Annotated in this window: 21 protein-coding genes; 3 read left to right on the plus strand and 18 right to left on the minus strand. The window is 39.9% G+C overall.

What is annotated here, in order from left to right:
* Nucleotides 1–160 precede the first annotated feature (160 nt).
* The 12 genes from KHB02_RS25385 to KHB02_RS25435 form a co-directional block, all read right to left on the minus strand.
* Entirely contained in the window at nucleotides 161–1,096 is a 936-nt protein-coding gene (locus tag KHB02_RS25385) for a cation diffusion facilitator family transporter (protein ID WP_213144162.1), read from the minus strand.
* A 311-nt stretch (nucleotides 1,097–1,407) separates the two neighbouring features.
* On the minus strand, nucleotides 1,408–3,468 hold the full coding sequence (locus KHB02_RS25390) for a heavy metal translocating P-type ATPase (protein WP_213144161.1): 2,061 nt from the start codon (nucleotides 3,466–3,468) through the stop codon (nucleotides 1,408–1,410).
* Entirely contained in the window at nucleotides 3,461–3,832 is a 372-nt protein-coding gene (locus KHB02_RS25395; protein WP_213144160.1) for an ArsR/SmtB family transcription factor, read from the minus strand. The genes KHB02_RS25390 and KHB02_RS25395 overlap by 8 nt, the downstream gene beginning before the upstream one ends.
* Before the next feature lie 144 nt (nucleotides 3,833–3,976).
* Nucleotides 3,977–5,146 carry a chromate efflux transporter gene (gene chrA, locus KHB02_RS25400; protein WP_213144492.1) on the minus strand — a complete coding sequence of 390 codons (1,170 nt, stop codon included), beginning with the start codon at nucleotides 5,144–5,146 and terminating at the stop codon, nucleotides 3,977–3,979.
* Nucleotides 5,147–5,418: 272 nt separating this feature from the next.
* Nucleotides 5,419–5,949, minus strand: a complete 531-nt coding sequence (locus KHB02_RS25405) for a chromate transporter (RefSeq protein ID WP_213144491.1) — start codon at nucleotides 5,947–5,949, stop codon at nucleotides 5,419–5,421.
* On the minus strand, nucleotides 5,949–6,527 hold the full coding sequence (locus tag KHB02_RS25410) for a chromate transporter (protein WP_213144159.1): 579 nt from the start codon (nucleotides 6,525–6,527) through the stop codon (nucleotides 5,949–5,951). The genes KHB02_RS25405 and KHB02_RS25410 overlap by 1 nt, the downstream gene beginning before the upstream one ends.
* 196 nt (nucleotides 6,528–6,723) lie before the next feature.
* Nucleotides 6,724–7,173: an Lrp/AsnC family transcriptional regulator gene (locus KHB02_RS25415; protein ID WP_213117673.1), complete on the minus strand. Its 450-nt coding sequence runs from the start codon at nucleotides 7,171–7,173 to the stop codon at nucleotides 6,724–6,726.
* A 64-nt stretch (nucleotides 7,174–7,237) separates the two neighbouring features.
* A complete protein-coding gene (gene cydS / locus KHB02_RS30095; RefSeq protein ID WP_420848120.1) occupies nucleotides 7,238–7,339 on the minus strand; it encodes a cytochrome bd oxidase small subunit CydS family protein in 102 nt (33 codons plus the stop codon).
* Between the two features lie 14 nt (nucleotides 7,340–7,353).
* Entirely contained in the window at nucleotides 7,354–8,379 is a 1,026-nt protein-coding gene (locus tag KHB02_RS25420) for a cytochrome d ubiquinol oxidase subunit II (RefSeq protein ID WP_213144158.1), read from the minus strand.
* Nucleotides 8,376–9,725, minus strand: coding sequence for a cytochrome ubiquinol oxidase subunit I (locus tag KHB02_RS25425; protein WP_213144157.1), 1,350 nt, complete (start codon nucleotides 9,723–9,725; stop codon nucleotides 8,376–8,378). Before KHB02_RS25425 ends, KHB02_RS25420 begins: the two co-directional genes overlap by 4 nt.
* Nucleotides 9,726–10,027: 302 nt before the next feature.
* A complete protein-coding gene (locus KHB02_RS25430) occupies nucleotides 10,028–10,570 on the minus strand; it encodes a GNAT family N-acetyltransferase (protein ID WP_213144156.1) in 543 nt (180 codons plus the stop codon).
* Between the two features lie 210 nt (nucleotides 10,571–10,780).
* Nucleotides 10,781–11,362, minus strand: a complete 582-nt coding sequence (locus KHB02_RS25435) for a putative ABC transporter permease (RefSeq protein ID WP_213144155.1) — start codon at nucleotides 11,360–11,362, stop codon at nucleotides 10,781–10,783.
* 235 nt (nucleotides 11,363–11,597) lie between these two features.
* Between KHB02_RS25435 and KHB02_RS25440 the strand changes: the two genes are divergently transcribed.
* The 3 genes from KHB02_RS25440 (at nucleotide 11,598) to KHB02_RS25450 (ending at nucleotide 14,134) form a co-directional block, all read left to right on the plus strand.
* Nucleotides 11,598–12,203, plus strand: coding sequence for a TetR/AcrR family transcriptional regulator (locus tag KHB02_RS25440; RefSeq protein ID WP_213144154.1), 606 nt, complete (start codon nucleotides 11,598–11,600; stop codon nucleotides 12,201–12,203).
* Nucleotides 12,204–12,356: 153 nt separating this feature from the next.
* The gene (locus tag KHB02_RS25445) at nucleotides 12,357–13,082 is read left to right on the plus strand and encodes an ABC transporter ATP-binding protein (RefSeq protein WP_213144153.1); all 726 of its coding nucleotides are present in this window, start codon (nucleotides 12,357–12,359) and stop codon (nucleotides 13,080–13,082) included.
* Nucleotides 13,079–14,134, plus strand: coding sequence for an ABC transporter permease (locus KHB02_RS25450; protein WP_213144152.1), 1,056 nt, complete (start codon nucleotides 13,079–13,081; stop codon nucleotides 14,132–14,134). Before KHB02_RS25445 ends, KHB02_RS25450 begins: the two co-directional genes overlap by 4 nt.
* Nucleotides 14,135–14,481: 347 nt before the next feature.
* Here KHB02_RS25450 and KHB02_RS25455 read toward each other — a convergent pair whose 3' ends face one another.
* From KHB02_RS25455 to KHB02_RS25480, 6 genes are all read right to left on the minus strand, one after another.
* The gene (locus KHB02_RS25455) at nucleotides 14,482–15,405 is read right to left on the minus strand and encodes a hypothetical protein (protein WP_213144151.1); all 924 of its coding nucleotides are present in this window, start codon (nucleotides 15,403–15,405) and stop codon (nucleotides 14,482–14,484) included.
* Complete coding sequence (locus KHB02_RS25460; RefSeq protein WP_213144150.1) at nucleotides 15,402–16,718, minus strand: DUF3696 domain-containing protein; 1,317 nt, start codon at nucleotides 16,716–16,718, stop codon at nucleotides 15,402–15,404. Before KHB02_RS25460 ends, KHB02_RS25455 begins: the two co-directional genes overlap by 4 nt.
* On the minus strand, nucleotides 16,715–17,893 hold the full coding sequence (locus KHB02_RS25465; protein WP_213144149.1) for a GmrSD restriction endonuclease domain-containing protein: 1,179 nt from the start codon (nucleotides 17,891–17,893) through the stop codon (nucleotides 16,715–16,717). The genes KHB02_RS25460 and KHB02_RS25465 overlap by 4 nt, the downstream gene beginning before the upstream one ends.
* A 121-nt stretch (nucleotides 17,894–18,014) precedes the next feature.
* Complete coding sequence (locus KHB02_RS25470; protein ID WP_241114085.1) at nucleotides 18,015–19,199, minus strand: spr1629 family repressor/antitoxin; 1,185 nt, start codon at nucleotides 19,197–19,199, stop codon at nucleotides 18,015–18,017.
* Nucleotides 19,200–19,218: 19 nt separating this feature from the next.
* Nucleotides 19,219–20,010 (minus strand): spr1630 family ClpXP-sensitive toxin, encoded by a 792-nt coding sequence (locus KHB02_RS25475; protein ID WP_213144148.1) that lies wholly within the window; start codon nucleotides 20,008–20,010, stop codon nucleotides 19,219–19,221.
* A gap of 178 nt (nucleotides 20,011–20,188) precedes the next feature.
* A complete protein-coding gene (locus tag KHB02_RS25480) occupies nucleotides 20,189–21,169 on the minus strand; it encodes a TniB family NTP-binding protein (RefSeq protein ID WP_213144147.1) in 981 nt (326 codons plus the stop codon).
* Nucleotide 21,170 lies beyond the last annotated feature (1 nt).

A 21,170-nucleotide genomic window follows, 5' to 3' on the forward strand; every position in this document is an offset into this window, starting at 1 on the left:
TGAGCCCAGTAGAATACAGAACTCAGGTCCAAAGGGTTGCTTAATATATATTGTCTAACTTTTTTGGTTCACTTCATGGCGGCTCCTTTTTTAGCTAATAGGAAATTCAACTACGCCTCTGTCTTCGTCCTTACAGACTCGCCAATCGGCGAGTTTTCATTTAATTACACGTACCATGCGGACTCGGACAGCCGATTGCTTCTTTTTCGACTTGGATTGTGCTGTGTTCAATATGAAAATCATCATGGAGAATTTTCTGCGATTGGGCAAGAATTTCATCATGAACCCCGTCATCATAAATGGTGACATGGCAACTCAACACCGGGTACCCGGAGGTAATAGTCCAAATATGGAGGTCATGGACTTCTTTTACATACTGAATTTTTCCGAGAGCCTCTTTCACCTGATTTATATCAATTTGTGTCGGCGCCCCTTCCATTAATATATGGAAAGAATCCTTCGTGACCCGAAACCCGCTGATTAGAATCAGCACAGCAACAATCACACTGGCAATCGGGTCGGCGATGCCCCAGCCGAGGAACATGATGAGCAATGCCGCTATAATAGCTCCAACAGATCCTAGCATATCGCCAAGAACGTGGAGGAATGCGCTGCGGACGTTCAAATTTTCATCCTTGTCACCTTTCATTAAAATCCAGGCAGCAATAATGTTCACGATTAGACCTGTGACGGAAATGATCAGCATCCCTGTGCTTTGGATCTCCGGAGGATTGAAAAAGCGATGGAAGGCTTCGTAAAAAATATAAATCGAAATTAGAATCAATGTTAAGCCGTTTAATGCAGCCGCAATAATTTCAAATCGTTTATAGCCATACGTTTTTTCCTGAGAAACTGCCTTTTCTCCAAGCTTAATTGCATAAAAGCTCAACCCTAGTGCAGCGGCGTCGCTGAGCATATGACCCGCGTCAGAAAGCAGCGCTAAGCTGTTGGTTAAAAGCCCGCCGATGACTTCCACAACCATGAAAGCCGCTATTAAAATAAAGGAACTTAATAACGCTTTTTTATTGCTTGTATGTGCATGACCATGCGAGTGGCCATGACCGTGTCCATGATGGTGATGATGATGGTGACCCATGTTTATCCCCCCATTAGCCTTTTTGATACGGGCCTGCGATTTCTCTTTTTCTAAAACGAAAATATTACGATTACGGTTAGTTTTTTCTGATCTTGATTTTTCGATACATAGCTCTTTAATAAGACGGGAAGCTTTTTAACCTATAGGTGGATTTTTAATGGGTAAAGACGCTCATAAAATATATCTGCGAATTTCCCCAAGATATCTGCGAATCTCTGATTTTATCTGCGAATTATAAAATATATCTGCTAATTCCTGATTATATCTGCGAATTTCGAAATATATCTGCGAATCCTAAAAAAACCACATTTTCAGTCTTTAACCCGCAAAAGCCGCAATCCATTTAATGTGACAATCAAGGTCATGCCCATGTCAGCGAAGATGGCAATCCAGAGGGTCAACCAGCCGGGTACGACAAGCAGCAGAGCCAAAAGCTTTACCACTATAGACAGGGTAATATTTTGTTTAATAATCCGCAATGTTTTCCGGCTAAGATTTATCGTAAACGGCAGCTTGTTCAAATCATCATTCATTAGAGCGATGTCGGCTGTTTCCAGCGCCGTGTCCGTTCCGGCGCCGCCCATCGCGATTCCAACGGTCGCAGCAGCTAGGGCTGGGGCGTCATTGATACCATCACCAACCATCGCCACTCTTCCAAATTGCGACTTCAATTTTTTTATTAAAGCTAATTTATCCTCTGGTAAAAGTTCAGCTTCAATGCTGCTAACCCCAGCATGCCGGCCAATCGACTCGGCCGTCGCTCGGTTATCACCGGTCAGCATAACAGTCTTATTAATCCCCAGCTGATGAAGACGCTCAATGACACCGTGGCTGCGGTCGCGGACCTCGTCAGCAACGGCAATCAAAGCAAGAATACCTTTTTCCGTACCGACGATCATCACTGTCTTACCCTGGTTTTGCAAAAAGGTAATGTGGCTTTGAACCTCCACGGGAATTTCCGTAAAAAGCTTTGCGTTTCCGACCAGATATTCCGTGCCGTCCACTAACCCCTTAATACCCTTTCCAGTAATCGAGTAGAAGTTTTCGACCACGTATTCGGTGTGTGCCGCTTTTTTTATAATCGCTCCCGCGAGCGGGTGCTGGGACTTGCTCTCAAGTGCGGCGACTTTTTCAAGAAGGTTGTCGTCCCCGCTAAAATTAATAAAATCGGTTACTACCGGAACCCCTCTTGTCAATGTACCTGTTTTATCAAAGGCAATTGCCCTTAAGGCACCTGTCTCTTCTAAAAAGCTGCCACCTTTGATAAGGACCCCGTTTCGGGCGGCATTTCCGATGGCAGTTACGATTGCAACTGGTGTAGAAATCACCAGCGCACACGGGCAGCCGACTACCAGTACGGCGAGCCCTTGGTAAATCCACTCCTGCCAGCTGGCTCCGAATATTAGCGGTGGCATCACCGCAACCAGTGCTGCAACCGCCATAATGACCGGCGTGTAGTATTTCGCAAAACGGTCGACAAATGCTTGAGACGGCGCCTTTTCCGCGTGCGCTTCCTCCACTAAATGAATAATTTTTGCTATGGTCGTGTCCTCGCTCAGTTTGGTGACCTTTATTTTTAAAAAGCCTTCTTCATTAAGCGTTCCTGCGAACACTTCGTCATTGACGGACTTTTCAACTGGGACCGACTCTCCAGTAATAGCTGCTTGATTTACGGAGGACGCCCCCTCAACAATTACTCCATCCATGGCAATCCTTTGCCCGGGCTTGACGAGCATGATGTCGTCGATTTCAATGTCCTCGGCTTTTAACGTCAGTTCGCGGCCGTTTCGGACAACCACAGCTTCTGCCGGCGCCATCTCCATCAGCGAACGAATCGAAGCCCGCGCTTTATCCATTGAGTATCCCTCGAGCACCTCGCTGATGGCAAACAGAATGACGACGACAGCCCCTTCACTCCATTCGCCGATGATGGCAGCCCCGATAATCGCAATCGTCATCAGCGTTTTCATATCAAACTCGAGGCGAGTTAGGTTTTTCAAGCCTGTTTTAAAAAGAGGGAACCCTCCAAGTAGAATGGCTGCGGCAAACAAAAGGTTAGTTGTAAAAAGGTACCCGGCAATCAGGAACAATACGGACAAGCCCAGCAGCGAATACCGCTTCCAAAACGGTTCGCTCGGTGCAGGTGCCCGCTTTTCTTTTTCTGGGTAGATGGTTAATTTTTCAAACGCGCCAGCTTCATGCAGTTCTTCCAAACTGGCATTTCCATAGACAGTGAGCTTCGCAGCTCCGAAATTAACCTGTGCATCAACAACACCCTCCAGGTGTTTCACGTTCTTTTCGAACTTGGCGGCACAGCTCGTTCAGGAAAAACCCTGAACGCGGTAAACTTGTTTTTCAAGCGCTTTATCCACGGTCCATCACCTCTACCTGGTGCTCAAAGGCAATATGAATTAATTGTTTTACATGATCATCATCAAGGGAATAATAAACTAACTTGCCCTCTTTGCGGTATTTGGCGAGTCCAAGGCTTTTTAAATGACGCAAATGGTGCGATGCAGTTGCCGTCGTCGCCCCGACGATATGGGCGACATCACAAACACAAAGCTCGTCTTCAAGCGTAAGCGCATAGGCAATTTTCATCCGTGTTTCATCCGACAATGCCTTAAAAAGCTTGGTGACTTCTAGGATATGCGAGCTGTTCTCAAGCTGCTGCTGAACTCGTGCCGTTTTTTCACTATCCACACAATTAATCTCGCAAACATCGTGTTCCTTCATAGTAACACCTTCTTCATTCAAATATTCGTTTGAATATATCATATTCAAATACAGGTTTGAGTGTCAAACATTTTTATTCAAATGGTAATTTGAATGTTAGTTTTTCCAATCCATTAAAAAAAGCCGCCCCAAAAGAACGACTTTTTACATAATAGAAAATAGTAAACCGACCGCTATTCCCGCCACCACCACAATCCATGGCGGCAGTTTCCAATAAGCCAACATGGAAAATAACACGGCTGCAAAGGCAAAATCCTCTGGGGCATGAATCGAACTTGTCCAGATTGGATTATAAAAGGCGGCAATTAGAATACCGACGACTGCGGCATTTACTCCTGTTAGGGCTCCTTTTATTCGCGGGCTCTGCCTTAAGCTGCTCCAAAACGGTAGCGTCCCGAAAACGAGCAGAAAGGCTGGCAAGAAAATAGCTACTGTTGCGATGAGGCCGCCCTTCCATCCATTGATAACTGCCCCTATATATGCGGCGAAGGTAAACAAAGGACCTGGTACTGCTTGTGCCGCTCCATACCCTGCTAGAAATTCTTCTTTTGATAACCAGCCAGTCGGAACAAATTCGCGCTCTAACAGCGGTAGCACAACATGTCCGCCGCCAAACACCAGCGCCCCGGAGCGGTAAAAGCTGTCGAATAAAGAAAGCGTGCTGGAGGAGGCTACTCCCCTTAGCATTGGAAGTACAATTAACAAGCCGAAAAAACTGACTAAACATAGCACAGCAAAACGCCGCGAAATGGGAAACTCAACATTACCTGTTCCTTGGCTGTTTTCCCGACTTTTAAAAATTATCAACCCTGCCAGCGCGGCTATCACTATGATCGCAACCTGAGAATAGGCAGTTTGCCATAACAGCACGGCTACAATTGCCAGGAGCGCGATTGTCTTTGTGGGTTTATCCGGCGTTAGCTTTTGGGCCATTCCTAGGATGGCGTGGGCAACCACTGCAACCGCAACAATTTTTAACCCGTGGATCCAGCCGGCATCATTTATTTCCATTCCTTTTAGAAAAAGAGCCAAAAGAATAAGGGCTGCCGCTGAAGGAGCGGTAAATCCGATGAATGCCAAAATTCCGCCTAATACGCCTCCGCGCATGACGCCGACACCAATCCCCACCTGGCTGCTGGCTGGACCGGGCAGAAATTGGCACAATGCAACCAAATCCGCATAGCTTTTTTCATCAAGCCATTTCCGGCGCCGGACATATTCTTCATGAAAATACCCCAAATGCGCGATTGGACCACCGAATGAAGTTAATCCTAACTTTGTTGAAACAAGTAAAATTTCGATTAATGTCTTGATCACGTTATTTCTCCTATTTTTTATTAAACTTAAATTTCTGCAAGCTAGTCTTAGATACCTTTATTCTAGCAAATTAATGACCTTTTCCGATGAAATTATTGCTCTTAAAAGGTGTTTGGCGGATTACTTTCGGATTTCAGCGGATACTTTCGAAAGTTTGGCGGATATCCCCCCGAATTTGGCGGATACAATCCCGTGTTTGGCGGATAACCGCCACATCAATCACTAAAACAAAAAAGAGCCCAAAAAGGACCCTCCTTAAATAGGAATATTCAACTCAAAAACACCGCTCCATAACCAAGTGCCCCCATAATCACGAATGCGGGGTGGATTTTTAATTTTTCCATCAGTACATAGCTGGCAACGACCAGAAACAAGGTTTGCCAAATGCCGATATTAAAATAGGAGCCTGAAAAGAAGTTATAAGCCATGACCCCAAGCATAACGGCGATTGCTGGCCTTACGTATAGAGTCATTTTCTTCACTTTCGGGGAATCTTTAAATTTATACAACAAACCTAGCAGCGAAATCATCAGGATAAGTGATGGTGCAACTGTGGCAAACACAGCAACGATTGCTCCTAGAATGCCGCCTTGCTGATAGCCGATGTACCCCGCCATCTTTGTCGCAATTGGGCCGGGCAGCGAGTTTCCGAGCGCCAGTACTTCGCTGAATTCCTGCACCGTCAGCCAGCCGTAATGGTCCACCACTTCGTTTTCAATCAGCGGAATGGATGAAGGGCCGCCGCCATAGCCAAGAATGCCCGGGATAAAGAACGCTAAAAAGATTTTCCACTGAAGCATCATATCGTTTTCCTCTCTTTTTCAACGACTTCCGTTTCCGCCTTTTTCTCTCGGCCAAATAACGCCCATGCCAGCAGGCCGGCAATAAGGACCCCTGGGTGAATCCCGAGAATTTCCATAATAACAAAACTCACTACGACCATTGCCAAATTCCCTTTCCAGCCCATCCCCTTCTGGCCGTTTTGGAAAAACTGCCAGGTCAGGACAGCGAGCATAACACCCACAACCGGAACGACCGCTTTCGTCATTCCCTGTACCCACGGCTGGTCTTTAAAGGCAGACAACGAAGTCAGCAAGATAATCATTAAGGCGATGGTTGGAAGAATCGAGGAAAGGATCGCTGTGAAAAGCCCAAGGATTCCTGCCACTCGATAACCGATGTATCCTGCCATTTTCGTGTTGATTGGACCGGGAAGGGCGTTCGCGAGAGCCAAAGTGTCACCAAACTCTTCATCATTCATCCATTTAAAAGTTCCCACGACTTCTTTATGGACAAGCGGAATCGCAGAGGGTCCGCCGCCAAACCCAAGCATTCCTGACCTAAAAAAAGCCACAAACAAATCAAGATACTGTTTCATTCTTATCAATTCCTTTTCACTCGAAACTACTTGTTAAAAGATATATGCCATATCATTTCGTTTGTTAACCAAAAAGATGAATATTATTAACAATTGTAATTATTTAGATTTTTCATCATTTTAACGCACATTTATGATACTGTCTATTATTTTCCCCAAAAAAATAATCCATGAAGGATAGGATAACCTTCATGGATTATAGTTTTAATCCGGTACGGCTTTTGAAGCGGCGCAGCATGATTTGGCTTTCGACCCGGGTGATGCCTTCCACCGCGTAAAGCTCCTGGTTGATAAATTTTTCAAGCGAAGCAAAATCCTCAACGAGAACGTGCATATGCAGCGTACTCGGGCCTGTCATCTGATAGCAGCTTGCCACATTCGGGTTGTTGGCGAGGTTTTCCGCCACCGAGACGAGATACGCCGGTTCGCAGTCAACCTCAAAAAAAGCAGATACCTTTTTCCCGACCGCTTCAGAATTAATAACCACGCTGAATTTTTCAATAATGCCTGACTCTTCCATCCGGTTAACTCGCTCGCGGACCGCCACCCGCGACAAATTCAGTTCCTTGCCAATATCGGCATAGGACGCTCGGCCGTTCTCAGCCAGGATGGCAAGAATTTTTCGATCTACTTCATCTATTTTCATCAAATCTCATTCCCTGTAAATGGATGTTTTCGTTCATTTTATCATAATTTATGGGCAATGAAATTTATTTTTTAATCACGTCATCTTTACCGGCCGCCCAGAACGCGGCAGCCACAGACAGAAATATTACGATAAACGGCGCGTAAAACATTAAGAATTTTTCCAAAAAGAAGCCCCCCCTTATACATGATCATTGCGGTTCCCCTGCACATAATCCTTGTTGAACAAAAACAGCTTGAGCAGCAGGTACAGAGATGGAATTAGCAAACAGAGCCCGGCAATAAAGGCCGTCACCAACGCGGTAGCCATTGCTTTATTTGTAAAGCTGTCATAAATCGTAAGGTAAGGGTACAACAGGTATGGATAGTGCGATATACCGTATGCGAGGAAGGCGGCCGTAAACTGCCCAGCCAATAGCACAAAGGCGAACCCATAGGCAATCCTTCTCCAAAGCAAATACACCGTCCCAGCAAAAAACAAAACCGATAGCCCGAACAGCCACCATAAATCAAGGAGACGCTCATAGTGTTCGGGATTATGCGTCCTCATCTCCACAATGATACCGGATGCGGTAATAATCGCCGGTCCCGCCCAAGCAAGGGCATATTTTCGAAGCAGATTTGCTGCATTATAATCCTTCGCCTTTTGAGCATACCAGGTCAAAAAGACGGCAGATATATATAAAACCGACGTCAGACTTAACACGACAATGCTCCACGATAATGGGCTGGTAAATAACACCCAGTAGTCGAGCTCAGGTCCGCCGTTTCTTATTGTGACAAAGCCGCCCTCGGAAATAACCAGCACGATGGACAAGGAAGCAGGAATAAATAATCCGGTCAATCCGTACAGGATGGTGTACCGTCTGTACTTCAGGCCCCCATAGATTGTAAAAGCATAATAGGCTCCGCGTATCGCCAAGAGTATCGTCGCAATACTAGCCGGAACAAGCAGGGTAGAACCGTAGTAATAAGCTGTTTTCGGAAAAAAGCCGACCATCCCGACAAAGAAAAACACTAAAAACACATTGGTCACTTCCCATACAGGAGAAAGGTAACGTTGAATCACTCTGGTTAAAATGTGCTCTTTTCCCGTGACAACACTGAAGGCATTGAAAAACCCGGCGCCAAAATCAATAGAAGCAACGATGATATAGCCAAATAAAAATACGCCTAGAACCGTTATTCCAAGTATTTCGAGCGTCATTTTAGGTCACCTGCCTTTTCCGCATCGCGGTCCGCCAGTTCCTGTTCAACTGGATTTTTGCGAAACATTCGAATTAGGACTAGTACGCTGCCAATCCCAAGGATCAGATAAAGCAGCGAAAACAGCATTAACATTGTGTCGACCTGGCCGCTGCCCGTTGCTGCCTCACTTGTCCGCATGATTCCGCGAAGAATCCAGGGCTGCCGGCCTACTTCGGTCATCCACCAGCCTGCTTCAATAGCAATTACCGCCAATGGTCCGCTAAGCACCAGCAGCCTGCCAAACCATTTTTTAAAAATAAGCGGCCATTTACGATGCACGCCTAGTACATAGACGAATGCCAGGAACGTCAAGCCCATCCCTAGCGTGACCATTAGGTCGAATAAATAATGAATATAGAGAGGAGGTTCTTCATTATCAGGGAAACGGTCGAGCCCGATTACTTCTGCATTCGGATTGCTGTGTGCCAAAATACTAAGACCAAATGGAATTTTTAAAGCATATTTCACTTCCCCATTATCAAGAACTCCGTACAGATAAAGCGGTGCGCCTTTTTCTGTTTCAAAATGCCACTCTGCCGCCGCTAATTTTTCCGGCTGATATTCAGCCAGGTATTTTCCGGAAAAATCGCCAATTACTGCGGTGGCCACGGAAAAGATCAAGCCGAGCTTCATCGTTAAGAAAAGAGCCTTTTTGTGATACACATGCTTAGATCCCTTTATGAGAAGGCGGTAAGCCCCGATGGATGCGAGGACAAACGCAGAGGTCATATAGGCCGTCGACAAGACATGAGCAACTTTTGTCGGCATCGCCGGATTGAACATCGCTACCAGCGGGCTGACATTCACCAGCTGCCCTTTTACAATGTCAAAGCCTTGCGGGGCGTTCATAAAAGCATTGACGATAGTAATAAATATGGCGGAAAAGGAGGCACCCAATGCTACAGGAATTAATAAAAGAAGGTGCTTCTTCTGATTTTCAAAGCGATCCCAGGTATAAATGTAGATTCCGAGAAAAATGGCTTCAAAGAAAAAGGCGAACGTTTCCATGAACAGCGGCAGGGCAATGACATTACCGGCCAGTTCCATGAAGTTCGGCCAGAGAAGCGACAGCTGCAAACCAATCGCCGTTCCGGTCACGACACCCACCGCCACCGTGATAACAAAGCCCCTTGTCCACCTTCTTGCTAATAAAATGTAGTGTTCATCCTGTTTCTTGATTCCCACCCATTGGGCAATCATAATCATCAGCGGTACCCCGACGCCGATCGTTGCGTATATGATATGGAAGGAAAGAGTCAGCTCGGTTAGAACCCGGCTGAAAAAAACCGCTTCTTGGTTAACCATTTTCCTCACTTGACCACCTTTCTAAGAAAATGTTATGTATGTTTCATCCTTTGGTGGTATGGAATTTTTTCGAAACGTCCTTATGTTCTCCATTCCATCGGATTTTCATTATCCTGAAAAAATCCGCCCGATGATGGATAGTGCCATGATGGCTGCTACCGCAAAGGCGAGCCAAACTAGCATCCGTTCTTGTTTTTTATAAATAGGAATCACTCTCCCATTGTCCAATAATTATTGTTAATTTACTCCAAAATGGTTTTTTATATAAAAACAGAAGAAGAGAAGCGTCTGATTCTTCTCTTCTACTCAATTTCATTTAAAATCGACATCTGAAGATGGTCTTCCCAATTCCCATTAATCTTAATATTTTTCCGCGCAATACCTTCTTTTTCAAAACCTGCTTTTTCAAGAACGCGGATGGAGCCAATATTGGAAGGCATGACGCCTGCGGCAATCCGATGGAGTCCGAGTTCCTTGAAAGCATAATTTACTACCAGCTTCACTGCTTCCGTCATATACCCTTTACCGTTGTATTGACGGTCAAGGCTGTAACCGACATAACAGCTTTGAAATGAATCTTTAACGATATCGAATAATTCGATATCGCCGATTAACTCATTCGTTTTTTTTAAGAAGATCCCAAATGAATACTGCGTTTCTAGTTCCCGGCACTGGATGACAAACCGTATCGACCTCAATTGGTGCTCATAGGAGTAAAAGTGCTCACTTCGCTTAGGTGAAGTTTCTTGAAAAAACTGGCGGTTTTTAATCGTAAGCTGCGTCATCGCTTTCGCATCCTTTTCCTCCAAAAAGCGAAGATAAATCTCCTTTCCTTCCAGTCTCATAATTTTTCCCCTCTCCGATCCCGCTTCTATTCTATTAACATATGCACCAGCCATCATAAAAATCTATATAAACAAAATTATACACTCATGAAAAAAACTCCTTCTTCTTGCGAAAAAAGGAGCATTTACACAATGCTAGTGTGACTTATGCGGTCCGGCTACCGACTGGAGTTATTCAATACTGTTAAGGATGTCAGGGAACGGTACCCGCTATTCCACAGTGTCAAGATTGCTAATAGTTTCAGGCCCCAGTATGTACTTCCGTACTGTCAGTGCTAAATCGGCAATGAAGTATAACATAAGGGCAGGCCATGTCCAGTTCCATAGCGTTTCTGAAGCCTCATACATTTTGATAACAGCAGGATGAATCCATTTTAGACACACGAGCGAGAGCACGCCCCAGCAAAGGGAAAATGGCAGACAAATATGGCCGTGCAGCTGCATGGGCGTGCCGGAATAATCCCACCACTGCTGTCTGAAAAATTTCTGCAGCAGGGCACCGCTTATATATTCCACCACGGTGGGAATCGCGAAACATAGCAGCAGCACGAGCACCCAATGGGAATCTGGTTTAGATAGCAAAACTAGCAGTACAGGCGTAAAGCCATACATCGGTTTAAACGGCCCGTACAAAAAATTTGGTTTGATAAAAATCCCTTTTGTAAAGAAGTTATAGCTGTTTTCAAGCATCCAGCCGAAAAAGGAATAGATCGTAAAATAAAAAACGATGGAGGCAGCTTCTTCAAAAAGGACATTTTGCGCATTGATACCATTTAATATGCTAATCAGCATCGCAATCACCTCTTTAAATTAGAAAATCCATCGTTTATAGTTCGCAAAGGCTCGACTAAATATTCGTAAATACCATTATATTACCTATTTTTTGGTAATGTTTTTCTCACTTTGTCGTTAACTTTCCGACCAAAAACTTTTATCCATTTCCAATTAATAAACATTGTGTTGATTAATATCTGCACCATTTATTATATTGTATTTATTAAATAAATATTTTTTGGAGGCACTTAAAATGGCTAACCAAACACATGATAAACGAGCTGCCCGAACGAAAATGCTAATTCGTGGTGCCCTGACAGAGTTAATGGAGGAAAAAGGGTTCGAAGGCGTCACAGTCAGGGATTTAACTGAAAAGGCACAAATCAACCGCGGCACTTTTTACCTGCATTACCGGGATAAATACGACTTGCTGGAGCAAAGTGAAGAAGAAATTCTGAAAGAAATAGAAGATAACGCAAGCGGAATCAATCCAAAAGATGCACTTTACTCTACGAGCCAGGATGAGCCATTTCCTGTCATTCTGAAGTTATTTGAATATTTTCAGGAGAATGCCCAATTTATGAGGGTAGTTTTGGGTCCAAAAGGGGATGCCTCTTTTCAAGTTAAACTGAAGGAATTAATCAAACAGCAATTTTTTCAAAATATCGCTTCAAAGCTTAATTCGGAAGATATGCTTGTTCCTGCGGAATACTTGATCGCCTTTGTCAGTTCCGCCCAACTAGGGCTGATTCAGCACTGGCTGGAAACGGGGATGAAAAAGACCCCAGATGAAATGGCCTTAATTGCCGCTAAAATGATTTTATTGGGTCCAGGGCATGTGGCCGGAATCAAAAACTGACTCAATCCACGGGGCAAGCCCGCGTGGTTTTAAGGGCTATTTCTATAACAATCAACACTTTGCCTCATATTGTTCATTGTAATTGCCCTGACGGCATTTTAATATGGATATATAGAAACTCAACAATGTGTTGATTAAGGGGGGGGCATTAAGATGAATCCAGCCATAAAAGTTGAAAACGTCAGTAAAAGCTTTAGCAAAAAAGCAGTTCTCCAGAATGTAGACCTATCCATTGAAAAAGGGCAATTATACGGACTCATCGGGCCATCGGGAGCAGGGAAAACCACACTTGTCAAAATGATTGTCGGGATGGAAAAAGCCGATAACGGTGAAATCCAGGTTTTGAACACAAAAATGCCGAATCTCGCCATCCTCCAGGAAATTGGCTACATGGCCCAATCTGATGCATTATATGTCGAGCTAACCGGAGAAGAGAATTTGAAATTTTTCGCATCGCTCTACAAATTAAAAAAAGATGAACAGAAAAATCGGATTGCGTACGCTTCCGGGTTGGTCAACTTGACGGACGACCTAAAAAAACGGGTGTCCGCTTATTCTGGGGGAATGAAGCGGCGTTTGTCGCTCGCGATTGCCTTGATTCAGGATCCGAAAATTTTAATCCTCGACGAGCCGACTGTTGGGATTGACCCAGAGTTAAAACTATCAATCTGGAATGAGCTGCTGCGGTTGAAAAACGCTGAGGGAAAAACCATTATCGTGACCACCCATGTGATGGATGAAGCGGAAAGATGCGATTATGTTGCGATGGTTCGCGATGGTCGAATTTTAACTAGCGGCACGCCGGTAGAATTAAAGGAGAAATACCAAGTAGAACGGTTTGATGAAGTATTCTTAAAAGCGGGGGTGAAGCAGTCATGAGGATTACAGCCCTGATTAAAAGAATTGCCCAGCAGCTGCTCCGTGATAAACGGACGCTGGGGTTAATGTTTGTCGCCCCGTTACTAATACTGACCCTGATGTTCTTTTTATTTAACGGCAATACGGTTGATCCGAAATTAGGTGTGGTCAACATTGATGAAAGTCTTGTAACAGTTCTCAAAAAAGCGAACATTACCGTAAAGGAATATGATAAAGTCGCCAAAAACACCATTACGGACGATAACCTTGACGGTCTGCTCGAACAGAAAAATGGAAAAATGAAATTAACACTGCAGAACGATGACCCATCCAAGGCAAAGGCCTTGCAAATGAAGGTCAACCAAGCAGCCGCATCGCTTGTTCAAGCCAAACTCATTCTGCAGAACCCGGCATTGGCGGGTATAGTGGGACAAAAGATGGAAACTAAATATGTCTATGGAGATACGGACACAGTCTTTTTTGATGTCCTGAGTCCGATTCTGGTTGGCTTCTTTGTATTCTTTTTTGTTTTTATCATTTCTGGGATCGGCTTGCTGCGCGAACGTACAACAGGAACGCTGGAGCGGCTGATGTCGACACCGATCCGCCGTGCAGAAATAGTTACAGCCTACCTGGTTGGCTATGGGATTTTTGCCGTCATTCAAACCATTATTGTTGTCCTATACTCTATAAATGTTCTCGATATCGTCCTGGTCGGTTCTATCTTTCATGTGATTTTGATTAATTTACTGTTAGCGCTGGTGGCACTTTCCTTAGGGATTTTATTATCATCTTTTGCCTCTTCTGAGTTTCAAATGATGCAATTTATCCCGATCGCCGTCGTCCCACAAGTGTTTTTTGCCGGAATTTTCCCTCTTGAGGGAATGGCCAATTGGCTGCAGGCCATCGCCAAGATTATGCCAATGTATTATGCAGGAGACGCCTTAAAAAGTGTTATGTACAAAGGAGCCGGACTAGGTGATATTTCAGGAGACCTCACAGCACTTGTCATCTTTGCCGCCATCTTTATCGTGCTGAATATCTTTGCTTTGAAGAAGTACCGGACCTTGTAGAAAAAGGAACGCCGAGGGATTCAGTTTCCCTCGGCTTTCTCCGTTTTTATAGCATTACTGTTATTTTTCATAAATTAACGGAATAGGGTATTAAAAGAAAAGCCTTTTATTTGAGATTAATTTCATAAACCTTCGGAACATAAAGGATTCCTAAACAAGTATTTAAAATCTTTTCATTATTTAGCGGAATAATTGATTTAATTATTTCAGAAACTATCGGAAAAAATAACTCCATAATTTAATTATATTTCAAGAGGTTAGCCTGTAATTATTCCAAGGTATATCTCAGATTATCCCAAAATGAAAAATTACAGAAATCCAATCCAAATTCATAGTTGATCTTAAAGCTATGAATTATAACTAGAAGTCCCCAAGTGTCGGCCACAATGACCAATATAAACTTTTTGATTCTCCTTATCTATGTAATAATGGATTCTAGTCGAGTTTCCTATTTTTACATGCCAATCAAATATTACAGTTCCTAGATTAGGTACAATAAATTCCCTTTCCCTTCTGTATCGTGGAACCTTTAGTGTTTGAGTAGATTCTTTCGATATTTCTAAACCTGTATACTCGGAAAACAACTTAATACGTTGGTCCTCTGGAGCACCCTCTAAAATGAGTTTGAGTTCAATCTCCTCTAGGGCAATAAAAGCCATTAAAACATCAGTAAATCGCTTTTGGAAGTCATGGCTTCTTGCACTTTTTATAGACTTATCAAGTAGTATTATATTTTCCTTTCTCTGTTGTATAGTTTCAAATACCTCCGTAATACTTACAGGATTTTCCTCATCCCTAATATACTCCTTTAGTTCTTCTAGTCCTATAATATTATTAACATCATGAAATATATTTTTATCACTGATTGAATAAGCTCTTTCCTTTAAATGCTTTTCTGATTCTAAGGAAAGGACCAGTGGGTGCTTATCTTTAAAACATATTGAAAGTAATTTTGTTACAAAACTTTCGGTGGGTACTTCAGGTTTAATTAGCAAATTTATGTGTTGGTCTTCTTTATAATAAAAAGGCCCGGTATTCATAAGACTTAAAATAAATATTTTAACTTCTTCTCGATTCCGTGTGTTATATAAAAATGTCCTAAGTGTCCCTCCTAGAACACGAGTATCCCAGAGATTGGAATAAACAAGCATTTGTAGTTGTTCTTGATTTAATAATGTAAATAAAATCAATATTTCTTTCAGTTTTGCTTTTACTGTTTCCTCGTCCCTAATTCCATTTAATTCATTATGATTTAAATAAAAGATACTCATTGATCAATCAACCCTAATAAATCATTATATGTCTGATCAAAGAAATTTTTCGGCCAACTAGCCAATCTTCCCTCTTTTGTTAATTCTATATCTGAATATTTGACAAATCCTTCTTCATCTTTTTCAAAAAACAGAATATTAATTTCACTTAATATTTCAGGATTTTCTTTTATCTTAAATCTCAATCTATTAATTATATGCTCGCTATGTGTTTCAATTACCAATTTTCTATCGTTTTCTAAAACAAAGATACATAAATCAACAAATAACGATTGTAATTTCGGATGTAAATGCACTTCTGGGTTTTCGATAAGAATGAGATCATTCTTTTTACTTGTTAAAAGTAATGTAATAAGTGGGAGAATTTGCGAAATACCAAATCCAACCTGATTTAATGAATATTCTATATTGGTCTTAGTTTCATATATGGTTACTTTAAATTTATCCTTATCAATTGAATTAGATCTTATTTTATAATTTGCGCCTAATAATTTCTCTATCCAATAATTAAAGACTTTTGAAAAAGTTAAAATTTCATCTGAGCCTTCAAATTTAAAATCAGCAATTGTCTCTCTATATTTGTGTATCACTTCCGCTGTATTTTGGCCAGATAAACCGATTTCACTTACTTTATTGTTTGGACTGTCCACGAAATTATCTACTCTAAAAGCTTTCATATACTTAATATTTTCAGTACTAACCAACTTAAGAATGCTTCTAATGATATCTAGATGAGATGAACATATTACCCTTTCATTTTCTTCTACATCAGAATATATGATTGGTTCTGGAACTATTCCTTCTACCTTACAATACCCATTATCATATTTACTATCGATCTTATAAAGTATACTATTAGTTTTTTCGTCTAAAATCTCAAGTGAATATAGTTCATGCTCTTCTTTTTCTTTTTTTAGGACTATTTCAATTGACGAGAGAAAAGGATTAGATTCAAAAAACGGAATAGGTAATTTTTCAAAAACACTTGGGTTTTTATAACTTAAATTCACATTAAATTCATCAACCCCATAAGGGGCCAATAATTTATTATCAAAGTTAAATGAAAATTCTATGGTAGCACTATTTGGTTGGTTCTTATTTAAAATATCTGAAAAACTACCAATTCTTAATTCATCATTGGCTGCTAATATTGGATAAGTTCTACCTTTTGCTTGAGTTGTTAAAAATATTGACTGCAATAATGAAGATTTCCCAGAATTATTTGTACCCGAAACTATTGTTATTCCAGGTAAAGGAAAATGGTTATTATCTTCGTGACACTTAAAATTTTTTATTTCGAAATGATTTATCATGAATTATTTACACCTCCATTTAAGACTTGTTCTAAACTATCTAGCCATTTTTCAAATCTATAATAAACATTTCTTTTGGTAAGAGTGTTTGAAGTGATAGCTCTTCTAAAATCATGATCTTTTTGTATCAATTCTTCCAAGGTTCTCTTGATTTCAGCTTTATGTTTTAAAATTAATTCCCTTTCATAAAGAGAGAAAGAATGTGAAAGAATGTCAAATAGTGACATGTTAATTTTTTTTATTCTTGCATCAGCTTTGATAAAAGCATTCTCGCCAAACACGTCATATATTGTTTTCATAACGGTAGTTAGAATATCTTCGATACGATTTATGTTACTATGATTAATTAAATGTTTATCCAATGTGTCATTTAAAAACGAATTTAAATTCCCATTATATTCATGGTAACTCTTTAAATAAAACGAAAGGAACCGTAAAACAGCCTCTTGGTGTTTTAATCTTTTTTCTTGTAATTTCCCCTTTGTAACCTTAACAAAATATGGGTTTTTTGAAAGATTGATTAAATGCTCAATTCTTTCTCCTCTGAATATACTGTTCCGCAATTCTTGAGCATTAAGTTGAGTAGCACCTTCGTTTATTCTTTCAAAGATATCAAATCTAATATCAGGATGGGATTCTTTTTTTATAATAAAAATATGCAGCTGGTAATCCTCTATTTTTCTCTGGTAGCTATCAAGATCTTTAAAAAATTTCTTTTCAAAATGTGTTAATACTGGTAACTGGGATAAAGCATATTCATTATTCAAAAATTCAAAGAATGAAGTTAATCTTTGTTGACCATCTACGACCTCCCAATCTCCTTCTGGTGTCTCTGCAAAATAAATAGATGGTATAGGTATACTTCTAAGAATAGATTCAATTAATTTAGATTTTTTCGGCCTTGTCCATACGTTTTTTCTTTGATAATGAGGTTGTAAAATTATATCTCCTCTTTGACAACGTCTGTGTAATTCAAAGATGGAAAGCTGTGCCCTATCAATAAATACTTCTCTTTCTTCTTCCGGTATATAAGATAAATTATTACCTTGCTCCTCATCTGGATCCTCAAGTTCTTCTTCTAAAATTTCTTTATCAACATAGTTACTTTCTTTATAATTATGTTGCAGAAGTTCACTTTTCTTTTTTCTAGGTACTATTTTTCTTCGATTCTCCATTCCAAAAACTCCTCCCCCTATATATTTCCTCTTGTTACCGGTCCATATTAATAACCATATTAAACATTTATACAAAAAGGACGTCTATGTGAAAAAATAAAGCGTCCTTAATAATTAAAATTTATTTAGCTTTAATATTCAAATCTGTTACAGAAAATTGTTTAGTGGCATCCTCTTTATACTTTTCAAAAAACTGTCTCTCTATGCCTAATAACTGTACTAAAAAATCTAAATCCACTTTTAGAGTATCTAACAATGTTCCTAAGGATAAATATCCTTTGTCAAACAAGAGTTGTAATATGCTTTTAACTTTTCCAGGTTTCATTATCTTGATTTCAGTGTCAAGTGGTTCAATGTTCTTATACCCCTTTTTGTTAATCATCATATGAAAGTATCGATATTGTTGGTAATTTAATAAATCTAAAGCAAACGCTCTATAGGCAATTGCCTGTATAGAAACAAGCCACTTCCTTTTCAAATCAAGATACGAATCCGGATTAGAATTTTTAGGTAAATTAATAAAATCATTTCTAAAATCTTCTTCAGGCAATAAAAATATTCCTGCAAATTTATTTGCCTCATTTTCATATTCTTTATGTGATTTCTTATCTAAGGAAGAAAACTCCACTTTATAATGCATTAATAAGTGGCCAAACTCATGGGCTAAATCAAAATTTCTTCTAACAGCAGACTTTTTCAAATTACCTAAAATGATATAGGGCTTTTCATTATTTGACCATACGCTGTAAGCATCAATTTTTTCTCCGATGGCTTTTTCAAGTATAAATGCACCTTTTTTTTCTAGCATAAATAATAAATTCCCATTACCAACTGTATTTAATTCTAAGTAGTCTCTAGCATATTGTGCCGCACGTTTAATATTTTCATCTCTTGAGAATGTATCATCGTTCATTAAAGCAATTGTTTTCTCTCTTAACGTCACAATATCATTCTTAGGGTAGTGTAATTTTTCTTCGCACATTCTTAGGAAAGCATTAATATATTCAATATGTTTTGCCTCTGTAAGTGTCTTAGGCATACTATTTAGTATTGTTGCTCTGTAAGCAATATAATTATGATTAATGTGTTGATTATTTCCTTCCAATAAGTCTTCTGTATAAAAGTACTTACTCCTTACATTAAAAATTCTTTTTAATTCATTCACAATTTCCATTTTAGGAGACATATATCCATTTTCATATTGCCAAACGGCTTGTTCAGTAATATCTAGCATTTGGGCAAGGTGCTTCCTAGTGTAACCATGAAGAATTCGTATGTTGGTCAGATTTGTACCAACAAACATCATTATCAACCTCCTATAATAGTTAACTCTTGCTGTTTCCTTCATCCTCTTTAGGAAGATCATCTTCATGAAATATATCATAATCCAATGCAGTAGGTGAATCATAATCAAAATCTAAATAATCATTTTCAAGTACAGATGTGTCTAAATCAGTAATATCAATGGTACTACTCCCAATATAATCTGTTAAATCTTCTACCAGGTATGCTTTATTATTTATCGGATTAGGCATCCAAACTTTTATACTAGAAACCATATTAAACTGATCTGTCTCATAAGTAATAATATAAAATTTATCAAAATCAGCTTGTAATTTACTTACATCATTATCTTCGAGTGATTTCATTACCGAATCATCAAAAAGGGTCATAGTGCGTGGCAGCATATCATCAATAAAAAGAGTGAGTTCGGCCGGAAAGTCAATATCTTGATTAATTTTAGAAAGTTTTTTCAGATAATTTTCATTGTTTAACGACCTTCTTTTTCTTCCAGTAAACGCTGTTCCACCCGGAAAATTTTCTTCATTAAAGTACTTACTATTTTTAATAATGAACATCGTGTTTTCATCAAGATTAGTGAACTGTAAATACCCCCAAGTATACCCTGCCTTTGCTTTACTATATTTAATGCCAACTTCTTCACAGATAGTAGCAGTCTGGTCATCAATATGATTTCCTTTAACCCATGCATATGCCGTACTAATCTTCATTTGTGTATTTTTTTCTGTTCGTTCTTGAATATAATTTTTATAACCTTGAAGAATTCCATCCACAATTCTTTGACTGACATCTTTGTTAAGTTGATATTTCTTCATTTTACCCCTCACTCCCTGTTATTTCCTTCTATATTTAATTCTATAACATCTCTTACAATTTTTAAATAAAAACTGATTTTTTTATTTATTTTTTAAAGTTTTTGCTCCATCTCCTATAGTTAATACACTAAAAACACCATTGATGCACTCAATGGTGTTATACACTCGTTTATTTAGTTTATTTAGCCTCTTTATTTCTAAGCCCCTCTATTTCAAAAGCTTCTACTAAATTGAAATTGTTAACTGTAAAAGGATTTGAGACAAACGGTCGGGTAGAAATATCAAGTTTATTAAACGCATCATAGAGATGATTTTCATCAATTGAATCATTCCCGCTTTTCGCTGCTAACCCTGTTGCTTCATATAATATTTTATTTAAATGTGATGGCAGCCCGTTTGTGGCGTAATATAATTTATCAGCTAATTGCTTGGATGCCAGTGAAGATTGATCTACAAAAGGCAACCTCTTATCTATACTGTTTAAAAATGTCCTGAACTCGATTTGCTCTTCTCGTGTATAGTAATGAAAACCTTCCATAGTAAGCTTCATTAGGAAACGTCGATCAAGCTGAGAATTAAATTTAAATATTTTTTTCGATTCCGGAAATCCGCATAAGATAATAGGTACCCCAGCTTCGTCGCAGAAGGATTTTACCCACTCTGATGCTTTATTTAGGACATGTTGTGTATCTCTATCTAACAGATGCTGAAATTCATCTATTATAATCAATTCAACCTGACATTTCTTTATAAAATTCATTAATCTGCTTGTTTGACTGATCTCTGTCCCCTTTTCATAAGCAGGATCTCCTAGAGAATAAAGTAGTTTGGATGCTACCGATTTTGGGGTGGCACCTACAGGCACTGTTGAGTAAAGAACAGGAATGACAGTATTATTGTTAACTATCTGCCTTGGAAAACGGTTAGTGTACTCCTCCAATACCGTAGACTTTCCAACTCCAGCTACTCCTGATAAGAACAGCGAATCAGGTTTTACCGAACCTTGTGAATAGAAATGAATATCTTCAATCTCGGAAAGTAAATTACTATAATTGGGATGAGTAATTACTATTTTCTTTACAAGCTCTCTTCTATTTCTTACATCATCCTGGCTTGCTGGGCTACCATTCAATCGTTTGAAAGGAAATTGTTCAGTCATA

This window comes from Neobacillus citreus (assembly GCF_018343545.2).
Classification (GTDB): domain Bacteria; phylum Bacillota; class Bacilli; order Bacillales; family Cytobacillaceae; genus Neobacillus; species Neobacillus citreus.

Coding starts and splice junctions, on each gene's coding strand:
- KHB02_RS25415 (WP_213117673.1), bottom strand. CDS start 7,173: ATGAAAATAGATGAAGTAGATCGAAAAATTCTTGCCATCCTGGCTGAG.
- KHB02_RS25440 (WP_213144154.1), top strand. CDS start 11,598: ATGGCTAACCAAACACATGATAAACGAGCTGCCCGAACGAAAATGCTA.
- KHB02_RS25445 (WP_213144153.1), top strand. CDS start 12,357: ATGAATCCAGCCATAAAAGTTGAAAACGTCAGTAAAAGCTTTAGCAAA.
- KHB02_RS25455 (WP_213144151.1), bottom strand. CDS start 15,405: ATGAGTATCTTTTATTTAAATCATAATGAATTAAATGGAATTAGGGAC.
- KHB02_RS25480 (WP_213144147.1), bottom strand. CDS start 21,169: ATGACTGAACAATTTCCTTTCAAACGATTGAATGGTAGCCCAGCAAGC.
- KHB02_RS25420 (WP_213144158.1), bottom strand. CDS start 8,379: ATGACGCTCGAAATACTTGGAATAACGGTTCTAGGCGTATTTTTATTT.
- KHB02_RS25425 (WP_213144157.1), bottom strand. CDS start 9,725: ATGGTTAACCAAGAAGCGGTTTTTTTCAGCCGGGTTCTAACCGAGCTG.
- KHB02_RS25410 (WP_213144159.1), bottom strand. CDS start 6,527: ATGAAACAGTATCTTGATTTGTTTGTGGCTTTTTTTAGGTCAGGAATG.
- KHB02_RS25465 (WP_213144149.1), bottom strand. CDS start 17,893: ATGGAGAATCGAAGAAAAATAGTACCTAGAAAAAAGAAAAGTGAACTT.
- KHB02_RS25475 (WP_213144148.1), bottom strand. CDS start 20,010: ATGAAGAAATATCAACTTAACAAAGATGTCAGTCAAAGAATTGTGGAT.
- KHB02_RS25470 (WP_241114085.1), bottom strand. CDS start 19,199: ATGATGTTTGTTGGTACAAATCTGACCAACATACGAATTCTTCATGGT.
- KHB02_RS25405 (WP_213144491.1), bottom strand. CDS start 5,949: ATGCTTCAGTGGAAAATCTTTTTAGCGTTCTTTATCCCGGGCATTCTT.
- KHB02_RS25435 (WP_213144155.1), bottom strand. CDS start 11,362: ATGCTGATTAGCATATTAAATGGTATCAATGCGCAAAATGTCCTTTTT.
- KHB02_RS25385 (WP_213144162.1), bottom strand. CDS start 1,096: ATGGGTCACCATCATCATCACCATCATGGACACGGTCATGGCCACTCG.
- KHB02_RS25460 (WP_213144150.1), bottom strand. CDS start 16,718: ATGATAAATCATTTCGAAATAAAAAATTTTAAGTGTCACGAAGATAAT.
- KHB02_RS25430 (WP_213144156.1), bottom strand. CDS start 10,570: ATGAGACTGGAAGGAAAGGAGATTTATCTTCGCTTTTTGGAGGAAAAG.
- KHB02_RS25450 (WP_213144152.1), top strand. CDS start 13,079: ATGAGGATTACAGCCCTGATTAAAAGAATTGCCCAGCAGCTGCTCCGT.
- KHB02_RS25395 (WP_213144160.1), bottom strand. CDS start 3,832: ATGAAGGAACACGATGTTTGCGAGATTAATTGTGTGGATAGTGAAAAA.